Origin of the sequence: Citrobacter sp. Cm046 (assembly GCF_030333065.1) — a bacterium.
Classification (GTDB): domain Bacteria; phylum Pseudomonadota; class Gammaproteobacteria; order Enterobacterales; family Enterobacteriaceae; genus Citrobacter; species Citrobacter murliniae.
Map to the genome: position 1 here is coordinate 315,127 of NZ_JAOWGP010000036.1, position 20,276 is coordinate 335,402.

Here is a 20,276-nt window from a genome sequence, read left to right on the forward strand (position 1 = left end):
GCCGATATCATTTATTCCAATAGCAAGAGGGAGCCATTATGGTTCGCAAAGGGTGTAATTCATTAGTCCGTGCTGAAAAAATATTAACCCATATTGCGTGGGTAGGTGTGGCGAGTTATATGGAATTATTAAAAAAATTTCAGTATCCCAAAAGTAGCCTGCTTAATTTACTGAATGTGATGGTGGAATGTGGTTTCTTAATTAAAAATAAAAATGGCCATTATTCACTGGGGATAAAAAACTACGAACTGGGATGTCAGGCACTGCACCGCCAGAATATTTTTGAAGTGACGAAGCGGCCAATGCAGGAGCTGTCGTTGAAAAGCGGCCTGGTTTGTCATCTGGGCGCGATGGAGAGCTATTCTGCTATCTATCTTGACAAGATTGAAAGCCCGGATTCGGTGCCGACCAGCAAAAGCTGGATTGGCAAAAAACTTGAATTACATATTACCGCACTGGGTAAGGCGTTATTGGCCTGGAAAACGAGAGAAGAGTTGGATTATTTTTTAGATGCTCTTACGTTGACTCCACATACGCGCAATACATTTACTGATAAAAAATTATTTCTGGAAGAACTGCAAAAAACGCGGCTTCGGGGATGGGCCATAGATAACGAAGAATCGACCTATGGTGCAGTATGTTTAAGTATGCCTGTATTCAATATGTATAACCGGGTTAATTATGCGATCTCGCTATCAGGCGATCCGGTGGTTTACTCAGGAAATAAGATCGACGGTTATCTGGAACTGCTCCGAAAGTGTGCCGGGCAAATATCATATGGACTGGGATACATAAGCGAAAATGAATATTTACGAAAAGGAAATTGAAGTAATGAAAAAATTCAGCGGCATTATTCCACCGGTATCCAGTACGTTTCATCGTGACGGAACCATTGATAAAACGGCAATGCGCCAGGTTGCCGACTTCCTGATTAATAAAGGAGTCGACGGGCTGTTTTACCTTGGCACCGGTGGTGAATTTAGCCAGATGAATACCGCCCAGCGCATGGCGCTCACCGAAGAAGCCATATCCGTTGTTGGTGGGAGGGTTCCTGTATTGATTGGCGTCGGTTCGCCTTCCACTGATGAAGCGGTCAAATTGGCGCGGCATGCCGAATCCTGCGGTGCTGACGGTGTCGTCGCCATCAACCCTTACTACTGGAAGGTCGCGTCACGAAATCTTGACGACTATTACCAGCAGATCGCTCGTAGCGTCACTTTGCCGGTAATCCTGTACAACTTTCCGGATTTGACGGGCCAGGACTTAACCCCGGAGACAGTGAAACGTTTGGCCTTGCAAAATGAGAATATCGTTGGCATCAAAGACACCATCGACAGTGTCGGTCACTTGCGCACGATGATTAACGCAGTTAAGTCAGTGCGCCCGTCGTTTTCTGTATTTTGCGGCTATGACGACCATTTACTGAACACCTTGCTGTTAGGGGGGGACGGCGCGATTTCAGCCAGTGCTAACTTTGCACCGGAACTCTCCGTTGGTATCTACCGTGCCTGGCGCGAAGGTGATCTGGCAACCGCCGCCAACCTGAACAAAAAGCTACTGCAACTGCCATCTATTTACGCTCTGGAAACGCCGTTTGTCTCGCTAATCAAATACGGTATGCAATGCGTAGGGTTACCAGTAGAGACTTATTGCTTGCCGCCAATTCTTGAGGTGTCAGAAGAAGCCAAAGAAAAAGTCCATGCACTGTTGGTTGCGCAGGGTATTTTACCGGTCTGAGGAGAATCTCATGTCTGTACGCAATATTTTTGCTGACGAGAGTCACGATATCTACACCGTCAGAACGCACGCCAATGGCCCTGATGGTGAACTGCCGCTGACGGCGGAGATGTTAATCAACCGCCCGAGTGGGGATCTGTTTGGTATGACCATGAATGCCGGAATGGGCTGGTCTCCGGATGAGCTGGATCGGGATGGTATTTTACTGCTCAGTACGCTCGGTGGCTTACGCGGCGCAGACGGTAAGCCTGTTGCACTGGCGCTGCACCAGGGGCACTACGAGCTGGATATCCAGATGAAAGCGGCGGCTGAGGTTATTAAAGCGAACAGTGCCTTGCCCTATGCTGTGTATGTCTCCGATCCTTGTGATGGACGCACGCAGGGCACGACCGGGATGTTTGATTCGCTACCGTACCGTAACGATGCCTCAATGGTGATGCGCCGTCTTATCCGCTCTCTGCCCGATGTGAAAGCAGTCATTGGCGTGGCTAGCTGTGACAAGGGGCTTCCGGCTACCATGATGGCACTCGCCGCGCAGCATGATAAAGCGACGGTATTGGTGCCTGGTGGTGCGACGCTACCTGCAAGAGATGGGGAAGATAACGGTAAGGTGCAGACCATAGGCGCACGCTTTGCTAATGGTGAGTTATCACTACAGGACGCACGCCGTGCCGGCTGCAAGGCCTGTGCCTCATCCGGAGGTGGCTGTCAATTTCTGGGTACTGCCGGGACATCGCAGGTTGTGGCCGAAGGATTGGGGCTGGCGATTCCGCACTCAGCATTGGCCCCTTCTGGTGAGCCGGTGTGGCAGGAGATCGCCAGAGCTTCCGCAAGGGCGGCGTTGAACCTGTGCCAGCAAGGCATTACCACCCGGGAGATACTCACCGATAAAGCGATTGAGAATGCGATGACTGTCCATGCGGCGTTTGGCGGCTCGACAAACCTGCTGCTCCACATCCCGGCGATTGCCCATCAGGCAGGCTGCCATATCCCAACCGTTGACGACTGGATCCGCATCAATAAGCGGGTGCCCCGACTGGTGAGTGTGCTGCCCAATGGCCCTATTTACCACCCAACTGTTAATGCTTTCATGGCGGGCGGTGTGCCGGAAGTGATGCTGCATTTGCGCAATCTTGGATTGCTACATGAAGACGTTATGACTGTAACCGGCAGTACACTGAAGGAGAACCTGGACTGGTGGGAGCACTCAGAACGCCGACAGCGATTCAAACAACTACTGTGCGAACAAGAACAGATCGACGCTGACGAGGTGATCATGTCGCCGCAGCAAGCGAAGGCACGTGGCTTAACCTCAACAATTACCTTCCCAGTGGGTAATATTGCTCCGGAAGGGTCAGTGATCAAATCCACAGCCATCGATCCATCGGTGATTGATGATCAGGGAGTCTATTACCATAAAGGTGTGGCGAAGGTCTATCTGTCCGAGAAAAGTGCAATTTACGATATCAAGCACGACAAAATTAAAGCGGGCGATATTCTGGTCATTATCGGTGTTGGTCCTTCCGGTACCGGGATGGAGGAAACCTACCAGGTTACCAGCGCGCTGAAACACCTGTCATACGGTAAGCATGTTTCACTGATTACCGATGCGCGTTTCTCGGGCGTTTCCACTGGCGCGTGTATAGGTCATGTGGGGCCAGAAGCGCTGGCCGGAGGACCAGTCGGTAAATTACGCACTGGAGATATTATCGAAATTAAAATTGATTGCCGCGAGCTTCAGGGCGAAGTCAATTTCCTCGGAACCCGTAACGATGAAAAATTACCCTCAAGGGAGGAGGCAACAGCAATATTAAACGCCAGACTCAGTCATCAGGATTTACTTCCTGATCCTGAACTGCCCGATGATACTCGGCTTTGGGCAATGCTCCAGGCAGTTAGCGGCGGCACATGGATGGGTTGTATTTATGATGTGAATAAAATCGGTGCTGCGCTGCGAGATTATATTAATAAGAACTGATAGTAAAAAATAAAAAAATCCAGACACCCTAATAATTTGACTACGCGTTATAAATCATTTGCGTAGCCAGATTATTAGGGGTCGTTACCCTACAATGAGAGGACATTATGCCGCTAATTATCGTTGTGGCAGGGATTGCCTTACTCCTGCTTTTGACTATAAAAATTAAGCTTAATACGTTTGTATCTTTAATTATTGTCTCGATTGCTGTCGCCATCGCCAGTGGAATGGAACTGAATAAAGTCGTAACCTCGGTTGAGTCTGGTCTTGGCGGTACGCTGGGACATATTGGCTTGATATTCGGATTCGGCGTTATGCTCGGTCGATTACTGGCTGACGCGGGTGGTGCGCAGCGAATAGCTCTGACCATGCTGAATTATTTCGGGAAAAATAAACTTGACTGGGCGGTAGTCTGTTCAGCATTTATTGTCGGTATTGCACTTTTTTTTGAAGTCGGTTTAATCCTTCTGGTACCTATTTTATTCGCTATTGCCCGTGAAGCCAAAATATCGCCGATGTTTATGTGTGTGCCGATGCTCTCCGGTTTGCTGGTCGCGCACGGTTTTTTACCACCTCACCCCGGCCCGACGGTGATCGCCCGTGAATATGGTGCGGATGTAGGATTGGTATTGATATACGGTATTATTGTCGGCATTCCAACCTTTATTCTTTGCGGCCCGGTGCTGAATAAATTCTGCCAGCGCATTATTCCGGACGCCTTTAAAAAAGAGGGTAATATTGCCTCCCTGGGTGCAACCCGCCGATTCAGCGAAAGCGAAATGCCTGGCTTTGGGATCAGTTTTCTCACGGCAATGCTGCCAGTGATCCTGATGGCGGTAGTCACTATCATCCAGATGGCCCATGCCAAAAGCGCCGCGGACTCAGGCTTGTTCTACAACGTGATGCTGTTCTTAGGTAACTCGACGATCGCCATGCTGATTTCACTGCTGTTTGCGATCTATACCATGGGACTGGGCCGTGGGAAAACAATCCCTGACCTGATGGATTCCTGCGGGAAAGCGATTGCGGGTATTGCTGGTCTGCTGCTGATTATCGGTGGTGGTGGTGCATTCAAGCAGGTTCTCATCGACTCTGGCGTCGGTCAGTATATTTCCACCCTGGTGTCGGGCATGGATATCAACCCGATCCTGATGGCATGGGGCGTAGCCGCATTCTTACGTATTTGTCTGGGTTCTGCCACCGTCGCGGCGATCTCTACCGCCGGGCTGGTCATTCCGCTGCTGGCGGTACATCCTAATACCAACCTGGCCTTGATTACACTGGCTACCGGTGCGGGATCCTGTATTTGCTCCCACGTAAACGACGCCAGCTTCTGGATGATCAAAGACTTCTTCGGTCTGACCACCAAAGAGACGCTGTTGTCATGGACGCTGATGTCAACCCTATTATCCATATGCGGGTTGCTGTTTATTCTGGTTGCCAGCATTATTTTATAATAGTGTGTTCGCCAGTGAACCGCTTTGCCGGTTTACTGGCTCCCCTGTATCTCACAACAACAAGACAAAACTCAGACCTTCTGGTTGTCGCCTTATCTTATATGCCAACTCACAGATTTAACGGTCGGTGTCTTTGTCGTTTCGTTGGGAAAAGAGGGGGCCTGGATATTGATGCTGAAGCAGCCATACGCACTATCTTAAACACGACAGGGCATTTTTATTATTGTGGAAGGACGCTTCTGCTTTGCATTATCACGTTGTGTAGTAAACGTTACAGCAAATGGTCGCGATAATTTAAAACGGGAAAGCGATCAGTTCGACATTGTCTCGGGTGACTTTGACCATCGAGCCTTCAGTGTGCCATGCCCCGAGAACCACGCGGAAAGCGGGTTGTTTATTGGCGGTCAGTTTATGAACTGCCGGGCGATGAGTATGACCATGAATTAGCCACTGAACCTGATGTTTTTCCATCTCGGCAACGACGGCCTGTGGATTCACATCCATGATCTCCAGTGATTTGCTGCTGTTAGCGGCTTTGCTGTTGGCGCGCATTTTCGCGGCAATACGCTGGCGAATAAATAAAGGCATGGCAAGAAACAGAGTTTGTAACCAGGGTTGGTGAACTTTGGCGCGAAAAGCCTGATAGCCCGTATCATCGGTGCACAGGGTGTCTCCGTGCATGATTAATACTTTTCGGCCATACAGATCGAGCACTTTTTCCTGCGGCAATAGGGTCATGCCGCTTTCACGGGCAAAACGTTTGCCGAGCAGAAAATCTCGGTTGCCGTGAATAAAAAAGCAGGGGATGCCTGAATCAGCCAGCGCTTTTATCGCGGCGGCGATTTGCTGATGCAGGGGATTGGGGTCGTCGTCGCCTATCCAGGCTTCGAAGAGATCGCCAAGAATGTACAGCGCATCAGCCTGGCGTGCTTCACCGGATAAAAAACGCAGAAAACCGGCGGTGATCGCCGGTTCTTCCGTGCAGAGGTGAAGATCTGCAATAAACAGTGTCGCCACGATTACTCGCTGACGGTCACGTTTTCGATGATAACGTCTTCTTTTGGTACGTCCTGGTGCATACCGCTGCGACCAGTGGAAACGCCTTTGATTTTATCAACCACGTCCATACCTTCGACAACTTCAGCAAACACACAGTAACCCCAACCCTGCATGCTTTCACCGGAGAAGTTCAGGAAGTCGTTGTCTGCAACGTTGATGAAGAACTGGGCAGTCGCGGAGTGCGGAGCCTGAGTACGGGCCATTGCCAGCGTACCACGAGTGTTTTTCAGACCGTTGTTGGCTTCGTTTTTGATCGCTTCTTTAGTGGCTTTTTGTTTCATGCCTGGCTCAAATCCGCCACCCTGGATCATGAAACCGTTAATCACACGGTGGAAAATGGTGTTGTTGTAGAAACCTTCGCGGCAGTAGTCCAGGAAGTTTTTAACTGTTTCAGGCGCTTTATCATCAAAAGTTTTGATTACGATATCGCCGTGATTAGTGTGGAAAGTAACCATTTTTGCATCCTGTTCCGATAGAGTAGTGCTTCGACCCTGGTCAGGGTCACATATAGGGGCTTGTTATAGCATAACCGCAAGGTTCGATCACCTTGCAAAGTGTGCTGCTTCGAGGCCAATTTATAGGTATTATAGGGCTTTGTTATCCACACACGTCTACACGGAATCTTCGATGTTAAAAATCTTTAATACACTGACGCGCCAAAAAGAGGAATTCAAACCTATTCATGCCGGGGAAGTCGGCATGTACGTGTGTGGTATTACCGTTTACGATCTCTGTCATATTGGTCACGGGCGTACCTTTGTTTCTTTCGACGTCGTGGCGCGCTATCTGCGCTTTCTCGGCTACAAGCTGAAGTACGTGCGTAACATTACTGATATCGATGATAAAATCATTAAGCGCGCTAATGAAAATGGCGAAAGCTTTGTGGCGCTGGTCGATAGAATGATCGCGGAAATGCATAAGGATTTCGACGCGCTGAATATTCTGCGTCCGGATCTCGAACCGCGAGCGACACATCATATCGCTGAAATTATTGAAATCACCGAGCAACTGATTGCTAAAGGTCACGCCTACGTGGCGGATAATGGTGACGTGATGTTCGACGTACCCACCGATCCGCATTACGGCCAGTTGTCGCGCCAGGATCTGGATCAACTGCAGGCGGGTGCTCGCGTTGATGTGGTCGATGTGAAGCGTAACCCAATGGACTTCGTTCTGTGGAAGATGTCCAAAGAGGGTGAGCCGAGCTGGCCGTCGCCGTGGGGCGCGGGCCGCCCTGGCTGGCACATTGAGTGCTCGGCAATGAACTGCAAACAGCTGGGTAACCATTTCGATATTCACGGCGGTGGTTCAGATCTGATGTTCCCACACCATGAAAATGAAATCGCTCAGTCCACCTGCGCGCATGACGGTGAATACGTCAACTACTGGATGCACTCTGGCATGGTGATGGTTGACCGCGAGAAAATGTCCAAATCGCTGGGCAACTTCTTTACCGTACGTGATGTTCTGAAATACTACGATGCCGAAACCATTCGCTACTTCCTGATGTCCGGTCACTATCGTAGCCAGTTGAACTACAGCGAAGAGAACCTGAAACAGGCTCGCTCAGCGCTGGAGCGTCTGTATACTGCGCTGCGTGGTACTGATAAATCCGTTGCGCCAGCCGGTGGTGAAGCCTTTGAAGCGCGTTTCATTGAAGCCATGAACGATGACTTCAATACTCCGGAAGCCTACTCTGTGCTGTTTGATATGGCGCGTGAGGTTAACCGTCTGAAAGGCGAAGATATGGCTGCAGCTAACGCGATGGCTTCGCATCTGCGTAAACTGTCCGGTGTTCTGGGACTGCTGGAGCAGGAGCCGGAAGTGTTCCTGCAAAGTGGCGCACAGGCGGATGACGGTGAAGTTGCTGAAATCGAAGCGTTGATCCAACAGCGTTTAGATGCCCGTAAAGCGAAGGACTGGGCGGCAGCTGATGCTGCGCGTGACCGTCTGAACGAGATGGGTATTGTGCTGGAAGATGGTCCGCAGGGAACCACCTGGCGTCGTAAATAATCGTATTGCCGGATGGCGATGACGCTTATCCGGCCTGGAAAATATGAGCCGCTCTCAGGCCGGGTAAGGTGTTAGTCACCACCCGGCTTTTTAACGTCTGCGCCACCACAATAAACTCATCACGATCAATCCCGGCAGCCATACCCATATTAGTTCCGAGATAATGACCTGATGTCCGTACGGTGTGGCATAGCGTGACAACGCAAACGGCGCGACCTTAATCACCTGCCACGGCGCAAAGAAGCGTTCATCTGACCATGGCCAAAGCCAGCCTACACCTTTGCCACCGGTAGTGACTGAATCCAGCAGGCTATGCGACAGCAGTGAAACTGTCAGGAATAGCCAGCAGCGAATCAAGCCGGTTTTAAACCATCGTCGGCCAATCATCACGCAGAGCAGCGGTACGACAAAGGCAAACAACAACGAGTGGGTAAATCCGCGATGGCCAAACACGTTTCCATAGGCGACGCCGAACTTAAATGACAGGACGTCCGCATCCGGTAGCATCGCCAGTACGATCCCGGTGAACAGTAAACGTGGTGGAATAACGTTGAGTCCCAGGCCTAAACCTAAACAAATCGGAACGGCAGCGTGGGTAATAATGGTTGGCATGAGGTTCACTTCGAATGAGAAAACAACATGTTAGAAGTTTACTGTGAAGAGATGATGAAGTCAGTTACCTGACAATGGAGTAAACTGGCCGGATAAGGTGTAAACCGCATCCGGCACTCGGGATCACGCGACGACGTTAATGCTGTGACCTTCAAAACTGACGGTCTGTCCGGCAACGATTTTGCAGCGTTTACGCGTTTCCACTGCACCATCGACCTTCACTAACCCTTCGCTAATGGCAATTTTTGCCTGGGCACCGCTTTCGCTCCAGCCTTCCAGCTTCAGCAAATCGCAGAGTTCAACGTGTGGGTGCTTACCCAGTGAAAATGTGGCCATCTTAAACTTCCTTTACATCGTGATATTCAACGCACGCTTGCAGCGTGTTTTCGATAAGTGTTGCGACAGTCATTGGGCCTACGCCGCCGGGTACTGGTGTGATGTACGATGCCCGCGCAGCCGCATCGTCGAACACCACATCGCCAACAACCTTGCCATTCTCCAGACGGTTGATGCCGACATCAATCACAATTGCACCTTCTTTGATCCACTCACCGGGAATAAAGCCAGGTTTGCCGACGGCTACAATCAGCAGGTCAGCATGTTCAACGTGACGACGCAGATCTTTGGTGAACCGATGGGTGACCGTGGTAGTACAACCCGCCAGCAGCAGTTCCATGCTCATCGGGCGACCAACAATATTCGATGCCCCAATAACCACGGCATTCAGGCCATAGGTGTCGATGTTGTAACGCTCAAGCAAGGTCACTATTCCGCGCGGGGTACACGGGCGCAGGCGCGGCGCGCGCTGGCACAGGCGTCCGACGTTATACGGGTGGAACCCGTCGACGTCTTTATCCGGCGCAATGCGTTCCAGCACTTTAACGTTGTCGATACCCGCCGGTAACGGCAGCTGTACCAGGATACCATCGATGGTGGTATCCGCATTGAGCGTATCGATCAGCTCAAGAAGCTCCGCCTCGCTGGTGGTTTCAGGTAGGTCATAGGAGCGGGAGACAAACCCCACTTCGTCGCAGGCTTTGCGTTTACTTGCTACATAAATTTGCGAAGCCGGGTTGCTACCTACCAGCACAACAGCTAATCCTGGGGCGCGTAATCCAGCCGCTAAGCGTGCCTGAACTTTTTGAGCAACCTCAGAGCGCACCTGCTGCGCAATCGTTTTACCGTCAATAATCTTTGCTGCCATCAGAGAGAGGATTCCGTCTGTTACGTTAAACCGAAGGGGATGTGACTATTTTGTCAGAAGCGGGGCGTGCTGTCAGTTTTCGTTTGCGATTTTACGTGCGATTGCGGGAGTACTGTCAGAGAGCAGGGTGGCGCAAGACACAGGATCCAGCGAAATAAATAGTGCGCGTGCTAATTAAAATTAACGTTAATTAAACAATTCATCACCCTGATGTTTTCATGGTTAATGCTTAAGAAACCAGACTGTTACGTCCCATTATGAGTATATTCAACGTATTTTTACACAGATTTTTCCTGGATCCCATTAAGAATTAGCCAGGTGCATTTAAAGGATTTGCAGGTATTTTTCATTAATTGAAATGTTTAATTTATCCCTGTGACGAATTGTCATATTCGTGAAGATAAATTAGTGAACTTACGGCTCGGGATAGTGGGAGTAAAAGGTTAGCTAATTCTTTTACGATATATATCTTTACAGGATGCAGAGATAATTTGCCTGACATTTAATGTCGATAATGATTCAAACGGATCCCGCAGGATGCTGGAGCCGGATGTGTGTAATTCAAGGGAACTCCATGAAACGTAAATTAATAACCTCTTCTGTTATTGCCAGCCTGATGTTAGTTGCCGGGTCAGCGGTAGCGGCAGATCCGGTAAGTGTTAGCGGTGGTACCGTTCACTTTGAAGGTGAACTGGTCAATGCAGCCTGTGCGGTAAGTACTCAGTCAGCCGATCAGATTGTTACTTTAGGACAGTATCGTACCGCCAGCTTTGCTGCTGTTGGTGATACCACAGCACAAATTCCGTTCTCCATCGTGCTGAACGACTGCGACCCAACAGTTGCAGCTACTGCTGCCGTTGCATTCTCTGGTCAGTCGGACCTCACCAACAACAGTCTGTTGGCTGTGTCTTCCTCGGATAACAGCACCACGGCGACTGGCGTAGGTATCGAAATTCTTGACAGTAAGTCCACTGCACTGAAGCCTGATGGTGCGACCTTCTCTACTGCCCAGGCGTTGGTTGAAGGTACTAACACCCTGCGTTTCTCTGCGCGTTATAAAGCGACTGTAGCAAGCACAACGCCAGGTCAGGCAAATGCTGATGCCACCTTCATCATGAAGTACGAATAAGCCGTTCTGATTTGCACAAGGAAGATGATCGCCTCACTGGATGAGGCAATATCCGGGGATGAAGAGGGATGTGGCAGATGATAAGGAAAGGCATGGCGCTGGCTGGATGGCTCTGCGTACTGCCTGCGTTTGCACAGACGGTAATACTGGAAAGCGGTAGCCTTCACCTGCGTGGGCAGCTTGTCAACGGGGCTTGTACGGTCGCCACCGACAGCCAGAGTTTGCGGGTGCAGATGGGGCAATATCGCACGAATGCATTTGCCGAACCGGGAAGCTTTGCCTCTACCAGCGTACCATTTTCGCTGCGGTTAACGTCGTGCAGTTCCGATGTTTATGACCATGTTGGGATTGCCTTTGCCGGAGTGACTCCTGCAGAAGATCCGCAGGTTTTCCTGGCCAGTGGCGATGCTTCTGCGGCTTCGGGGATCGGTCTGGCATTATTTGATGAAGGGCAAAGGCAAATTATCCCGAATGCGCTGCCGCTTCATTACGCTCCGATTTTAACGCAAGAGATGACTTTTCATTTCACCGCTCGCTATCGGGCTGTCTCGGAACATATTACGCCGGGAACGCTTCGTTCAGATGTGTGGTTTACGTTGGTGTATCCCTGATTTAACTCCCAACGATAATCGCACTAAAGGTATTTGTAGCTATGTTTAATTATCTAAAATCAGGCGTTATCATTTTACTGGCCTTATTTTCAGTTGCCGGTGCACAAGCTGCCGGGGGAATTGCATTAGGCGCAACTCGTGTTATTTATCCTGCCGAAGCCAAACAAACTTCTCTGGCTATTAGTAATAGCGATACAAAAGAGCGTTACCTGGTTAATTCATGGATTGAGAACAGCGCTGGCGTTAAAGACAAATCATTTGTTGTCACGCCACCGTTGTTTGTCAGCGAACCTAAAAGTGAAAATACGCTGCGTATCATCTATGTCGGTCAACCGCTGCCTAAAGATCGCGAGTCGCTGTTCTGGATGAATGTGAAGGCGATTCCGTCGGTAAATAAAAACAGCCTTGAGGGTAAAAACGTTCTGCAACTGGCGATCCTGTCGCGTATCAAACTCTTTGTCCGACCGAATAATCTTCCGCATATATCGGAAGATGCACCCGGCATGCTGCAGTTTTCTCGTTCCGGCAACCACCTGAAAATCACGAATTCGTCGGCGTATTACGTCACGCTGGTCAACCTTAACGTAGGAAAAACGAAGGTTGATAACGTCATGGTGGCACCTAAGAACGATACGCAGATCCTTTTTCCCGCTGGCGCTCAGGGAAATGTGACGTTCCAGACGGTCAATGATTACGGCGCAGTGACCACTGCCAAAACGGTTAGCGTGCGTTGAGAAAGCGATGAACAAGACAACGTATTTACCTGGCCTGTTACCGGGGTTTACGCCACCGCTGGCGGGTGTGGCGTTGTCCACGCTGGCAGCGCTCTTTCCGATGTTGAGCTACGGAGAAAGCTATTTTAATCCTGCATTTTTATCTGCAGATACGGCATCCGTAGCGGATTTGTCACGTTTTGAAAAAGGCAATCATCAGCCAGAAGGCGTCTATCGCGTTGATATCTGGCGCAATGATGAATTTATCGCCACTCAGGATATTCATTTTGCACCGAGTACGGAAAAGACGGGTGATAAATCCGGGGGGCTGATGCCGTGCTTTGGTCTCGACTGGATTAAGCGGCTGGGCGTCAATATTGCCGCGTTTCCAGAACTCAATCAGGACCCAAACAACACATGCATTAATTTGCCTGCGGCGATCCCTGGCAGCGAAATCACCTTTGATTTTTCTACTCTGCGCTTAAATGTCAGTCTGCCGCAGGCCTCGATGTTGAACAGTGCACGCGGTTACATTCCACCAGATGAGTGGGATGAGGGGATCCCCGCCGCGCTTGTTAACTACAGTTTCACCGGTAGCCGCGGGAGTGACTCTGACAGCTATTTTTTAAGTATGTTGAGTGGCCTGAATTATGGTCCCTGGCGGCTTAGAAACAATGGTGCGTGGAGCTATTCCAAAGGCGACGGATACCACTCGCAAAGCTGGAAAAATATAGGCACATGGCTTCAGCGCTCCATTATTCCGCTAAAGGGCGAACTGGTGATGGGCGACAGCAACACCGGCAATGACGTTTTTGACAGCGTCGGGTTCCGTGGTGCGCGCCTTTACTCGTCAGACAGTATGTATCCTGACAGTTTGCAGGGATATGCTCCAACCGTGCGCGGGATTGCGCGTACCGCAGCGAAGCTAACCATTCGTCAGAATGGCTACGTTATTTATCAAAGTTATGTGTCACCCGGAGCTTTCTCTATTACCGATCTGAACCCAACGTCCTCCAGCGGTGACCTTGAGGTGACGGTGGATGAAAGAGATGGTAGTCAGCAACGCTATACGGTGCCGTACTCCACGGTTCCGCTGTTACAGCGTGAAGGGCGCATTAAGTATGATCTGGTCGCCGGGGATTTTCGGAGTGGAAATAGCCAGCAGGATTCACCGTTCTTCTTCCAGGGGACGTTAATCGCCGGGCTGCCTGAAGGCTATACCGCCTATGGTGGTACGCAACTGGCGTCACGCTACAGTTCGGTAGTGTTGGGAACGGGGAGAAATCTGGGAGACTGGGGCGCGGTCTCCGTCGATTTAACCCATGCGCGTAGCCAACTGGCGGATGACAGCACGCATCAGGGACAATCTCTGCGTTTTCTGTACGCGAAGTCATTGAACAATTTTGGTACCAACTTCCAGTTGCTGGGATATCGCTATTCGACGCGTGGGTTCTATACCCTCGACGATGTGGCTTATCGCAGTATGGAAGGCTATGAGTACGAATACGACAGCGAGGGTAATCGCCACGAAGTTCCGGAAGTGAAGAGCTATCACAATTTGAGCTACAGCAAAAAGGGCCGGTTCCAGATCAATATCTCGCAGAATCTGGGGGATTACGGGTCGCTGTATGTTTCGGGTAGCCAGCAAACATACTGGAATACCTCAGATACCAACACCTGGTATCAACTGGGATATGCCAGCGGTTGGCAGGGAATTAGCTATTCGCTCTCCTGGTCGTGGAACGAATCGGTAGGGATCTCCGATACTGATCGCATTCTGGCGTTCAATATGTCGGTGCCGTTCAGCTTGCTGACCGGACGACGCTACTCGCGTGATAACGCGCTCGATCGTACCTACGCCACCTTTAATGCGAACCGCAACAGCAACGGACAAAATAGCTGGCAGAGCGGTATCGGCGGTACGTTGCTGGATGGGCGTAATCTGAGCTATAGCGTGAATCAGGGACACAGCAGCACCAATGGTTATAGCGGAAGCGCCAGCGCGAACTGGCAGGCGGCTTATGGCACCTTGGGCGTGGGATATAACTACGATCGCGATCAGCATGACTATAACTGGCAACTTTCCGGCGGCGTTGTAGGACATGCGGACGGCATTACCCTTAGCCAGCCGCTGGGTGATACCAATGTCCTGATTAAAGCACCGGGCGCTCAGGGCGTACGGATAGAGAACCAGACAGGTGTTCAAACCGACTGGCGCGGCTATGCGGTTATGCCGTATGCCACCGTCTACCGCTACAACCGTGTTGCGCTCGATACCAATTCAATGAACAACAATACCGATGTAGAAAATAACGTTAGCAGCGTGGTGCCGACGCAGGGGGCGCTGGTTCGTGCGGCGTTTGATACACGTATCGGCGTGCGGGCACTTATGACGGCGAAGCTTGCCGGAAAACCTGTGCCATTCGGCTCGGTGGTACGTGAAACCATAAGCGGTGTTACCAGCATGGTGGGCGAAGATGGGCAAATCTACCTGAGCGGGCTGCCGCTGAAAGGGGAATTGTTGATCCAATGGGGGGAAGGAGCAAATGCGCGTTGCACAGCGCGATATACCTTGCCTGAAGAGAGTCTGAAACAGGCGGTAACGCTCACTAATGTGACATGCGAACGCGCGTCGGGACGACAGGATTAAAACAATGAGACGACAAACGGGTTTGTTACTGGGGGGCGCTTTACTGCTATTGGCTAATTCGGCATCGGCAACGGTTTGCCAGAATTCTACTGGCACGCCAACGGATGTTTTTTACGATCTGTCGAATGTCTTCAATAGCAGTAATAATCGACCAGGACAGGTGGTGACGTTACCGGAAAAATCCGGCTGGGTTGGCGTCAATGCAACCTGTCCGGCAGGAACGCATGTTGATTATACCTATCGAAGCTATGTGACTGAACTTCCTGTCCAAAGCACGGAAGGTGGCTTCCAGTATCTGAAACTCAATGATTACCTGCTGGGGGCAATGAGTATTACCGACAGCTACGCAGGATTATTTTATCCGCCGCGTAATTACATCCGTATGGGGACTCACCCTAACGTGCCAAATCAGAAGCCGTTTGGTGTGATGGATTCAAAACTGGTATTCAAATTAAAAGTGATTCGTTCATTCATTAACATGGTGCCGATCCCGCGGCAAACTATGTTCAGCGTCTATGTCACGACCAGTACCGGTGACGCCCTGAGTATGCCGGTTTACACCATCAGCTATAGCGGGAAGGTAGAAGTACCGCAAAACTGCGAAGTGAATGCCGGGCAGGTTGTAGAGTTTGACTTTGGCGATATTGGCGCCTCGCTATTTAGCAAGGCAGGGGTGGGTAATCGACCGGAAGGTATAAATCCGCAGACTAAAACGGTTGCTATTAAATGCACCAACGTGGCAGCACAAGCCTATTTGTCCATGCGCGTAGAAGCTGAGAAAGCCTCCGGCCAGATGATGGTATCGGATAACCCGGATTTAGGCTTCATCGTTGCTGACAGCAGTGGCGTACCACTGACGCCCAATAATCTGTCCAGTACTATTCCGTTTCGTCTTGATGATAACGCCGCTGCGAGCGTTGGGATTCGGGCGTGGCCGGTCAGCGTGACGGGCAATAAACCGACAGAAGGGCCATTCACTGCCCGTGGATATCTGCGAGTGGACTATGACTAAGACGCGAGAAAGAGTGATTCGTACACTTATCGTGATGGTGTCTGTTCTGTCATTTAGCTCCCAGTGTTGGGCGGACACTTCATTGGGTGAGATCAATATTGAGCTGCGTGGCAATGTGGTGGATTTTACCTGCGTTGCGATTGCCAGTGACAGTAACAAAACCGTTGAATTGGGCAAATGGCCAACAAAACAGTTGAAAACCACTGGTGATACCACTCAACCGGTCTCTTTCACGCTAAAACTTGAAGGTTGTCCGCCTGGGTCTGCGTCAATAACCTTTTCTGGTACCCCTGCGTCGGGCACAAGCTTGCTGGCGCTGGATGATGCGGTAATGGGGCAAAAGGTAGCGATCGAGCTGCGCGACAGCGACCGCACGCGATTGCCTCTGGAACAGGCCAGTCAGGCTGTGAGCATTGACGAAAATGGCAATGCCACGTTGACCTTTTTCGCAAACTATATTGCTTTAGCGGAAGGGGTACAGCCAGGGCTCGCCAGGGCAGATGCTACGTTTATGATTAACTATAATTAAATTAACCTGTTACCTTCCGCCTGCCTGCAACTCGAATTATTTACGGCACATACTGATAATACACTCCCGAACGACATCTCGCCGGGAGTGTTATTACATTAGTTCGTGCATTTTCGCATAATCGATAAGCTCAACAATGGTATGCAAGCTAAGCTTGGAGTAGATATTGGCTTTGTGAGCACTAATGGTTTTATTGCTGAGTAAAAGTTGTTCAGCAATCTCTTTATTGGATAAGCCGTTTGCGAGGTACCGCAAAACCGTCACCTCACGATTGGAAAGTGGCATGTCATTCAGAACTCCTTTTCGTATATTAATGTTATTAATAAAGTTAAGGGTGTCAGAGGGGAAAAATGAATATCCTGATAAAATCATTTTTACCGCATTATAGATATCATTCAGATCCTTTCTTTTACTGACAAAACCATTTGCTCCGGCGCGGATAGCGCGTCCTGCATAAAAAGATTCGGACTTTGAGGACAGAAAAAGGACCCGGGTTTGCTCCTGCAGAGATTTTATTCTTTTGAGTAACGTGAACCCATCAGAACCTGGTAGTTCAATATCCAGAATTACCAGATCAACAGGATACGTACGCAAGTGGTCTATTGCCACGCGGCTGTCATCTGTTTTCAAGACAACCTCGATATTACTATTTTTTTCGAGCAGTACTTCTATAGACATTCTGACAATAGGGTGTTCGTCCATAATTATAACGGATGCTGGTTTCATTTTAGTATGCCTCAAACTGTTCGTGTATCTTGCGATTTTGATAAAACATCAGGCGTTATTAGTATTGTCAAATAGCCATCAATTGTTCTTGGAGGAGAACCGAATAAATATTGTTTCATCCTTGTTTATTCGGTTGCTCTTTATCAGAACAATGAGTTTGTGGAATATCCATTTCACACCAGGAAAAATTTGCAAATAATCAGAAGACAGTAGTGATTATACCTGCTCTGCTCTTTCGGAAAAGACTTACGACACATAACTTATTAATGCCTGTTAGGATATTCTGAAAGATTCGGGTATGTTAATGGCTATTGGTATTATTTTCCTGCTATTTGAATTATGGCAGATTGAAAAATTTTTTTAAATACTAAAAACAACACAACCCACTAATTGTTTAGGGTTTGTTAAGAAGAATATGAAGCTCATTTATGACGAGTTAAGCACAGAATCCGTAAGGCTTAGCTGATTATGCACGGTAAACATAATACCAGGAATAGTTGTAAATATTAAGAAATTGTGAAATTAACGCATTGTTTCTTAGTTTGTAATAAGTAATTTCTTAAAAAATCTTATATCACAGCAAGTTAAGATGTTAAATAAAATGAGGGGAGGTAACATCCAACCGATGTATCAGATGCAAAAAACGTTGGCGATGAGGCAATCCCAGATGCGTAATCAGTTGATTCAGTCGATAGATAATGCGGTGATACGGTTGCTTCTGCAAATGAGCAATTTCCTTTAAGGAGGTACCTTGTAATAGTAATGAAACCATCTCCCAGTCAGCCTGACTTATGCGTTCTGCTCGAATAAAAGTTGGAGATAATAAAGCGTGACGCAGGTCTGGGAGATGCTGGCGACGTGACAGGATATAAAACGGCCCAGCCATTGCAATAAAATTCCTCAAGCTCTGGTTTTCACTGGCAAGTAATAAAAAAATTTGTATGTCATTTCGCTGTCTGGCGAGTTGGCGTAGGCATTCGAGGGTATCGAAATAAGAACTTACAATGCCGTCCATATCAACGACCAACTGACGAAAGCCTGGGTCCAGCAGGCAGTTTTGGGCTGAGTCAATAGTCTGAAAGACAGCTGTGCGTGTACCAGAAAATAAATAACGATTCAGCGTATAGGCGAGATAGTAATCGGCTGTGATAATCGCCTGAGATATAGTATCGCCCGGTAATGTGTAATTGAGTTTTTGTGCAAGATATTCAATCCTGTCAAAAACCTGTGGCGTACAGTGATGATATTGATGGGTACAGTCAGTCTTTCGTAAACGGCGATGTCGTTCCCTGCGCATCCTTTCCTGTTTCCTTTCCGTTTTTATTATGCTTTGTCTGGATAGATTGCTGGCCATAAATATCCCTGACCCAGATTTGCGCCAGCTTGAAGGGCAATTTTCTTATGCTTCTCGGTTTCAATACCTTCAATGATCACCAGATCCGCAATTTTTTTCCCCATCTGAATGAGTTGATGGAGTTTGCCAGGAATTTTACTCATTGCCCAAAAGGTATTTTTATCCAGTTTAATACCTGACAGGTGCCATTTAGCTGCGATGAATGCTGCCATCAGGTCTTCATTAACGTCATCCAACCAGATGGGGATACCGCAGGTCTCAACGCGTTGAATTGCGTCTAACACAGTTGTGCGTTGGCATGCGCTGAGAGAGAGAAAAGTTTCCGGATCCTGTATTTCAATGATGAGTCCTGGAGGATAAGACGTAATTTGGGCATGAAAAAATGGCCAATCCGCCAAGGCCTTCATGGGTAAATTCAACGAGTAATGTTGATCCTGTCGAAAGTGTCGGACATTGGTAACTTGTTGGAAGAACAGGTTCTGTCTGCGCTGCAAGGACAGCTGAGTGAAATATTCTTCGCTGTTTATGTGGGCGGGAAGATGCGTGAGAACTTCAAAACCGTAGCGGCATGCGGTAGACAAATCTACAATTGGCTCACATTTGAGCGCGAATTGCAGAGGGGTTGCATCGCTGTTTTTTGAGGAAACTACAATACGCTCAGATTTATCATTCCATAATAACAGGCTCGGTGTCACGATATCCCCCCGGGAGCTGAGTAAATATTACCGAGTGTGTCCTTTTGTTTCCCCGGAAATAATATACATAGGGCATTGTGGCAGCATAGAAATCGGTACAGTAGGCGCCGATACTTAATTACTGATGAGACATTTCGCAATAAAAAAACAATCAATGAGAAACTCTCTAGTTTTGCAGAAAACTCAGATTAGCCCTGATGTATCTCAAGAATTGCTGATCGTTTTTGACATGTAGCTTTTTCATAATACTTCGACGAGTCGCTTTGGCCTGGACGTCGCTGATTGAGAGCAGGTGCGCTGTTTCAGCCAGTGTGTAACCGCTGGCCAGGAACATTAAGAACTGGCGTTCTGCAATGGAAAAATTGCGGGTGGTACAGTAGTGACAGACAGTGGCTGGTACGCTGTGTCGGAGCGCGCGTTTTTGTAAAATGAGCACCATTTTTCTGGTTATCTCTTCGACATCATCTTCCCGGTAAATCAGTGGCAGCATGTACAGGCAGGGCCTAAACATCAGTTTATCTTTATCGTGTTCATTACAAATGACGACACGATGCTGGCGTCGGGTGTGGACAGGAACCTGGTAACATCCTGCGCTTGCCCAATCTTCGTCCAGCGATATAAATGCGATATCCGCACGATCGATATCTTCGACTGGTAAAAAGCAAATCTCCTGATGCCACTGAGCTGCCAGGCGGGTAATAATGATTTTCAGTCCATGTTCGAAGTGACTATTTTCTTCTTTGATGGCGATACTTAACATTAAAGAGGTCCTAAACCGCAGGGGAGGGGATAGGAGA

At 49.0% G+C, this 20,276-nt stretch carries 20 protein-coding genes; 11 read left to right on the top strand and 9 right to left on the bottom strand.

Annotated features, from left to right (window positions below; translation table 11 throughout):
* Window positions 1-38: 38 nt before the first annotated feature.
* The 4 genes from OGX98_RS08155 to OGX98_RS08170 all read left to right on the top strand — a co-directional run bounded on the left by OGX98_RS08155 (window position 39) and on the right by OGX98_RS08170 (window position 5,172).
* The gene (locus tag OGX98_RS08155) at window positions 39-827 is read left to right on the top strand and encodes an IclR family transcriptional regulator (protein WP_045440798.1); all 789 of its coding nucleotides are present in this window, start codon (window positions 39-41) and stop codon (window positions 825-827) included.
* A gap of 4 nt (window positions 828-831) precedes the next feature.
* Window positions 832-1,737: a dihydrodipicolinate synthase family protein gene (locus tag OGX98_RS08160; RefSeq protein WP_144243052.1), complete on the top strand. Its 906-nt coding sequence runs from the start codon at window positions 832-834 to the stop codon at window positions 1,735-1,737.
* Window positions 1,738-1,747: 10 nt separating this feature from the next.
* On the top strand, window positions 1,748-3,715 hold the full coding sequence (gene yjhG / locus OGX98_RS08165) for a xylonate dehydratase YjhG (RefSeq protein WP_286595094.1): 1,968 nt from the start codon (window positions 1,748-1,750) through the stop codon (window positions 3,713-3,715).
* Between the two features lie 107 nt (window positions 3,716-3,822).
* A complete protein-coding gene (locus OGX98_RS08170; protein ID WP_045440810.1) occupies window positions 3,823-5,172 on the top strand; it encodes a GntP family permease in 1,350 nt (449 codons plus the stop codon).
* Window positions 5,173-5,466: 294 nt separating this feature from the next.
* On the opposite strand, the gene lpxH is transcribed toward OGX98_RS08170, so the two are convergent.
* Window positions 5,467-6,189 carry a UDP-2,3-diacylglucosamine diphosphatase gene (gene lpxH, locus OGX98_RS08175; protein WP_284097046.1) on the bottom strand — a complete coding sequence of 241 codons (723 nt, stop codon included), beginning with the start codon at window positions 6,187-6,189 and terminating at the stop codon, window positions 5,467-5,469.
* Between the two features lie 2 nt (window positions 6,190-6,191).
* Window positions 6,192-6,686: a peptidylprolyl isomerase B gene (ppiB, locus tag OGX98_RS08180; protein WP_003021875.1), complete on the bottom strand. Its 495-nt coding sequence runs from the start codon at window positions 6,684-6,686 to the stop codon at window positions 6,192-6,194.
* Between the two features lie 172 nt (window positions 6,687-6,858).
* On the opposite strand from ppiB, the gene cysS reads away from it, so the two are divergent.
* Entirely contained in the window at window positions 6,859-8,244 is a 1,386-nt protein-coding gene (gene cysS, locus OGX98_RS08185) for a cysteine--tRNA ligase (protein ID WP_048221915.1), read from the top strand.
* 90 nt (window positions 8,245-8,334) lie between these two features.
* Here cysS and OGX98_RS08190 read toward each other — a convergent pair whose 3' ends face one another.
* The 3 genes from OGX98_RS08190 to folD all read right to left on the bottom strand — a co-directional run bounded on the left by OGX98_RS08190 (window position 8,335) and on the right by folD (window position 10,060).
* A complete protein-coding gene (locus OGX98_RS08190) occupies window positions 8,335-8,856 on the bottom strand; it encodes a metal-dependent hydrolase (protein ID WP_284097048.1) in 522 nt (173 codons plus the stop codon).
* 123 nt (window positions 8,857-8,979) lie between these two features.
* On the bottom strand, window positions 8,980-9,192 hold the full coding sequence (gene ybcJ / locus OGX98_RS08195) for a ribosome-associated protein YbcJ (RefSeq protein WP_045440819.1): 213 nt from the start codon (window positions 9,190-9,192) through the stop codon (window positions 8,980-8,982).
* A 1-nt stretch (window position 9,193) separates the two neighbouring features.
* The gene (gene folD / locus OGX98_RS08200; RefSeq protein WP_045440822.1) at window positions 9,194-10,060 is read right to left on the bottom strand and encodes a bifunctional methylenetetrahydrofolate dehydrogenase/methenyltetrahydrofolate cyclohydrolase FolD; all 867 of its coding nucleotides are present in this window, start codon (window positions 10,058-10,060) and stop codon (window positions 9,194-9,196) included.
* Between the two features lie 574 nt (window positions 10,061-10,634).
* On the opposite strand from folD, the gene fimA reads away from it, so the two are divergent.
* The 6 genes from fimA to sfmF all read left to right on the top strand — a co-directional run bounded on the left by fimA (window position 10,635) and on the right by sfmF (window position 16,704).
* Entirely contained in the window at window positions 10,635-11,189 is a 555-nt protein-coding gene (gene fimA, locus OGX98_RS08205) for a type 1 fimbrial major subunit FimA (RefSeq protein WP_045440823.1), read from the top strand.
* A 77-nt stretch (window positions 11,190-11,266) separates the two neighbouring features.
* On the top strand, window positions 11,267-11,800 hold the full coding sequence (gene fimI, locus OGX98_RS08210) for a type 1 fimbrial protein subunit FimI (protein ID WP_286595095.1): 534 nt from the start codon (window positions 11,267-11,269) through the stop codon (window positions 11,798-11,800).
* A gap of 41 nt (window positions 11,801-11,841) precedes the next feature.
* Window positions 11,842-12,534, top strand: a complete 693-nt coding sequence (fimC, locus tag OGX98_RS08215) for a type 1 fimbria chaperone FimC (RefSeq protein ID WP_286595096.1) — start codon at window positions 11,842-11,844, stop codon at window positions 12,532-12,534.
* A 7-nt stretch (window positions 12,535-12,541) separates the two neighbouring features.
* Window positions 12,542-15,163 carry a fimbrial biogenesis usher protein gene (locus OGX98_RS08220; RefSeq protein ID WP_048221912.1) on the top strand — a complete coding sequence of 874 codons (2,622 nt, stop codon included), beginning with the start codon at window positions 12,542-12,544 and terminating at the stop codon, window positions 15,161-15,163.
* A gap of 4 nt (window positions 15,164-15,167) precedes the next feature.
* Complete coding sequence (gene fimH / locus OGX98_RS08225; protein WP_048221911.1) at window positions 15,168-16,175, top strand: type 1 fimbria D-mannose specific adhesin FimH; 1,008 nt, start codon at window positions 15,168-15,170, stop codon at window positions 16,173-16,175.
* Window positions 16,168-16,704: a fimbria assembly protein gene (sfmF, locus tag OGX98_RS08230; protein ID WP_413814477.1), complete on the top strand. Its 537-nt coding sequence runs from the start codon at window positions 16,168-16,170 to the stop codon at window positions 16,702-16,704. Before fimH ends, sfmF begins: the two co-directional genes overlap by 8 nt.
* A 93-nt stretch (window positions 16,705-16,797) precedes the next feature.
* Here the strand turns inward: sfmF and fimZ are convergent, their stop codons facing one another.
* From fimZ to fimW, 4 genes are all read right to left on the bottom strand, one after another.
* Complete coding sequence (gene fimZ, locus OGX98_RS08235; protein WP_286595097.1) at window positions 16,798-17,430, bottom strand: fimbria biosynthesis transcriptional regulator FimZ; 633 nt, start codon at window positions 17,428-17,430, stop codon at window positions 16,798-16,800.
* A 592-nt stretch (window positions 17,431-18,022) separates the two neighbouring features.
* Window positions 18,023-18,727 (bottom strand): fimbria biosynthesis regulator FimY, encoded by a 705-nt coding sequence (fimY, locus tag OGX98_RS08240; RefSeq protein WP_045440837.1) that lies wholly within the window; start codon window positions 18,725-18,727, stop codon window positions 18,023-18,025.
* Between the two features lie 26 nt (window positions 18,728-18,753).
* Window positions 18,754-19,479, bottom strand: coding sequence for an EAL domain-containing protein (locus OGX98_RS08245; RefSeq protein WP_286595099.1), 726 nt, complete (start codon window positions 19,477-19,479; stop codon window positions 18,754-18,756).
* 166 nt (window positions 19,480-19,645) lie between these two features.
* A complete protein-coding gene (gene fimW, locus OGX98_RS08250) occupies window positions 19,646-20,239 on the bottom strand; it encodes a fimbria biosynthesis transcriptional regulator FimW (RefSeq protein WP_045440839.1) in 594 nt (197 codons plus the stop codon).
* Window positions 20,240-20,276 lie beyond the last annotated feature (37 nt).